Source organism: Streptomyces niveiscabiei (assembly GCF_001419795.1).
GTDB lineage: Bacteria > Actinomycetota > Actinomycetes > Streptomycetales > Streptomycetaceae > Streptomyces > Streptomyces niveiscabiei.
In genome coordinates, this window is the sequence record NZ_LIRL01001382.1 from 1 (window position 1) to 2,420 (window position 2,420).

The following is a 2,420-nucleotide window of genomic DNA, read 5'->3' on the forward strand; positions in this document are numbered from 1 at the left end:
ACTCTCCTCCACGCCCGGCTGGTACCACGTGTTGACCTGGAACGACTTCCCGTCCTGGTCGAACCCGAGCAGCCGGGCGTGGAGGAGAGTGCCCTCAAGGTCTACGAGGAGGTGAAGGGGAGCTTCACGGTGCTGTGACGCCGTCCCGCGCCCGCAGCCGCGACTTCACGACGGCCACGGCGAGCACCCCGGCCGCGACGAGCAGCGACAACAGCACGGTCGTCCGGCCGTCGTGCTCCGTATCGGTCAGCATGTAACCGAGCACGAACACGATCAACCCGGCCGTCGCCCACGTCAGATACGGGTACAGCCACATCTTCACGACGAGCTTCTCCGGCGCCTCCGCCTGGATGATCTTCCGCATCCGCAGCTGCGAGAAGCAGATGACGAGCCACACGAACAGGGCGACCGCGCCGGAGGAGTTGACCAGGAAGAGGAACACCGAGTCGGGGTACGCGTAGTTGAAGAACACCGCGACGAACCCGAACACCACGGACGACAGGATCGCCGCCAGCGGCACACCTCGCGAGGTGGTCCGCGCGAACGACTTCGGCGCGTCCCCGCGCTGGCCGAGCGAGAACGCCATCCTGGACGCCGTGTACAGACCGGAGTTGAGGCAGGACAGCACCGACGTCAGCACGATGAAGTTCATGATCTGCCCGGCGTGCGCGATCCCGAGGGAGTCGAGCGCGGCGACGTACGACCCCTCTTCCTTGATCGACGGGTCGTTCCACGGCAGCAGCGTGACCACCACGAAGATCGACCCCAGGTAGAACACCGCGATCCGCCAGATCACACTGTTCGTCGCCTTCGTCACCGCCTGCCGCGGATTCTCCGACTCACCCGCAGCCAGCGTCGGGATCTCGCTCCCCATGAAGGAGAAGACGACGAGCAGGACGCCGGTCAGGATCGCCCCGGCGCCGTTCGGCAGGAAGCCGCCGTGGTCCGTGAGGTTCCCGAGCCCCGCCTTGTCGCTGTCCACACCCGGCAGCACACCGAACACCGCGAGCCCGCCGACCACGATGAACGCGCCGATCGCCACGACCTTGATCCCGGCGAACCAGAACTCGAACTCGCCGTACGAGCCGACCGACACCAGGTTCGTGGCGGTCAGCACGACCATCACGATCAGCGCCCAGCCCCACTGCGGTACGGCCGGTATCCACGACTCCAGGATCTTCGCCCCGGCCGTCGCCTCCACCGCCAGCACCACGACCCAGAAGAACCAGTACAGCCAGCCGATCGTGAACCCCGCCCACGGGCCGAGCGCGCGGTCCGCGTGCGCCGAGAACGAGCCCGACGTCGGGTTCGCCACGGACATCTCGCCCAGCATCCGCATCACCAGCACCACGAGCGTGCCGACGAGCGCGTACGACAGGAGGATGCCGGGCCCCGCGGTCGCGATGCCGGTGCTCGACCCGACGAACAGACCGGCGCCGATCACCCCGCCGATCGCGATCATCGACAGGTGCCGGTTCTTCAGTCCCGCCTGGAGGCCGGAGCCTGGTTCCTGGGGGTTCTCGGGAGCCTTGGAGAGAATCGGGGGAGAAGCCATGGGGGACGTCCTTCGCGCGGCGTGGGGGAGAGGGGAGGGGTGCGAGTGCTGGCGGCCAGTGAAACGGAGGTGAAGCTGTCCGTGTACCTGCCATTAAGGATCGGCGACAACTGTGATCTGGACGTTTCGTCGAACTACCGATGCGCGCCGCCCGACGCACACCCCTGACCCTCCCCAGCAACCCGCATGTCACACTCGTCCCATGCGCGTGTACCTAGGCTCCGACCATGCCGGCTTCGAACTCAAGAACCACCTCGTCGACTGGCTCAAGGCAGCCGGCCACGACCCCGTCGACTGCGGCCCCCACATCTACGACGCCCAGGACGACTACCCCCCCTTCTGCCTCCGCGCCGCCGAACGCACCGCGTCCGACCCCGACTCCCTCGGCATCGTCATCGGCGGCTCCGGCAACGGCGAACAAATCGCCGCGAACAAGGTCAAGGGCGTCCGAGCGGCCCTGGCCTGGAGCGAAGAAACAGCCTCCCTGGGCCGCCAGCACAACAACGCCAACGTCATCGCGGTAGGTGCCCGCATGCACCCCCAAGACGAGGCCACCAAGTTCATCGAAACCTTCCTCGCGACCCCTTTCTCCGGTGACGAACGCCACATCCGCCGAATCGACATGCTGAGCGCGTACGAAACGACGGCCACCCTCCCGGAAATCCCCGCACACCACCCCCAGCAGTAGAGGAAGCAGGGGGCCATCCGGCCCCCTCCCCGGGGCCAGCGCCCGCCGTCCGACACCTTCCCGACGCCGGTCCGCACATCTCAGCCCGTCCGGCGTTTGAGGACGAGGCCCTTCGGGCCGAACGGGGGTCCAGGGGGCGGAGCCCCTTGGCGGGGTGGAAGGGGCGGAGCCCCTTCA

General features: G+C 67.6%; 2 protein-coding genes. One reads left to right on the forward strand and one right to left on the reverse strand.

What is annotated here, in order from left to right:
• Window positions 1-124: 124 nt before the first annotated feature.
• A complete protein-coding gene (locus AOK24_RS44285) occupies window positions 125-1,555 on the reverse strand; it encodes an amino acid permease (RefSeq protein WP_055725454.1) in 1,431 nt (476 codons plus the stop codon).
• 202 nt (window positions 1,556-1,757) lie between these two features.
• On the opposite strand from AOK24_RS44285, the gene AOK24_RS44290 reads away from it, so the two are divergent.
• On the forward strand, window positions 1,758-2,243 hold the full coding sequence (locus tag AOK24_RS44290; protein WP_055725455.1) for a ribose-5-phosphate isomerase: 486 nt from the start codon (window positions 1,758-1,760) through the stop codon (window positions 2,241-2,243).
• The last annotated feature ends 177 nt before the right edge of the window (window positions 2,244-2,420 follow it).